The following is a 1,361-nucleotide window of genomic DNA, read 5'->3' as shown; positions in this document are numbered from 1 at the left end:
GGGACTGTCTGAATAACGGTGGATCCGTGGTTGGCCTGACACGCCGGGCTTTGCCTGGCGGGAAGGACTGATCATGAGCGACACCATGGATCCCATGGCGACTGATGTGGATCAGCAAGAGTTAGCGCAGCAGCTCCTGGCCCAGGCCAAGGAGCAGGGCATCGATCTCGTCGGCCCTGACGGTTTGTTGAACCGGCTCACGAAGAACGTCCTGGAAACTGCTCTGGAAGCGGAAATGGACGAGCACCTCGGCTACGAAAAGCACGACGTGTCCGGGCGCGGGAGCGGGAATTCCCGCAACGGTACGCGCACGAAGACGGTGCTGACCGAGATCGGGCCGGTAGAGATCGATGTGCCACGGGACACCGGCTCCACGTTCGATCCGCAGATCGTCAAGAAGCGCCAGCGCCGGCTGACCGGTGTTGATGAGATTGTGTTGTCGCTGAGCGCAAAAGGCCTCACGACCGGAGAGATCGCGGCCCACTTCGCTGAAGTGTTCGGCGCCAGGGTCTCCAAGGACACTATCTCGCGCATCACCGAGAAGGTTATCGGCGAGATGACCGAGTGGCAGAACCGGCCCCTGGACCGGGTCTATCCTGTGCTCTTCATCGACGCGATTCACGTCAAGGTCCGCGACGGGCAGGTAACCAACCGGCCGGTCTACGTAGCGATCGGTGTCAGCGTCAACGGCGAACGCGACATCCTCGGCCTATGGGCCGGAGACGGCGGCGAAGGGGCAAAGTTCTGGCTCTCGGTGCTGACCGAGATCAAGAACCGCGGCGTCGAGGACGTCTGCATCACAGTCTGCGACGGGCTCAAGGGCCTGCCCGAGGCCATCACCACAGTTTGGTCCCTCGCCGTGGTCCAAACCTGCATCGTGCACCTGATTCGCAACACCTTCCGCTACGCTGCCCGGCAGTACTGGGACGAAATGTCCCGGGACCTGCGCCCGGTCTACACAGCACCCTCAGAGGCGGCAGCGAAGGAGCGCTTCGTGGAGTTCTCAACCAAATGGGGCCGGCAATACCCGGCGATCACCCGGCTGTGGGAGAACGCCTGGAGCGAGTTCGTGCCGTTCCTGGACTACGACGTCGAAATCCGGCGGGTCATCTGCAGCACCAACGCCATCGAATCCCTCAACGCCCGCTACCGTCGCGCAGTCAGAGCTCGAGGCCATTTCCCCACCGAGCAGGCGGCACTGAAATGCCTTTACCTCGCAACCCGGGCACTAGACCCCACAGGCAAAGGCAGGGCACGATGGGCCACACGATGGAAGCCGGCCCTGAACGCCTTCGCCATCAGCTTCGACGGAAGAATCAACTAAATGCCAACCGTGGATCCACCGAAAATCGGACAGTCCC

The 1,361-nt window shown here is 62.2% G+C and carries 1 protein-coding gene; it reads left to right on the top strand.

Features of this window, described 5'->3' with window-relative positions; genetic code table 11:
* Positions 1-85: 85 nt before the first annotated feature.
* The gene (locus tag J2Y41_RS23035; protein WP_396133585.1) at positions 86-1,324 is read left to right on the top strand and encodes an IS256 family transposase; all 1,239 of its coding nucleotides are present in this window, start codon (positions 86-88) and stop codon (positions 1,322-1,324) included.
* Positions 1,325-1,361 lie beyond the last annotated feature (37 nt).

This window comes from Arthrobacter sp. 1088, from assembly GCF_031455315.1.
Lineage (GTDB): Bacteria > Actinomycetota > Actinomycetes > Actinomycetales > Micrococcaceae > Arthrobacter.
This window is presented reverse-complemented; position numbering and strand designations above follow the sequence as displayed.

Coding starts and splice junctions, on each gene's coding strand:
- J2Y41_RS23035 (WP_396133585.1), top strand. CDS start 86: ATGGATCCCATGGCGACTGATGTGGATCAGCAAGAGTTAGCGCAGCAG.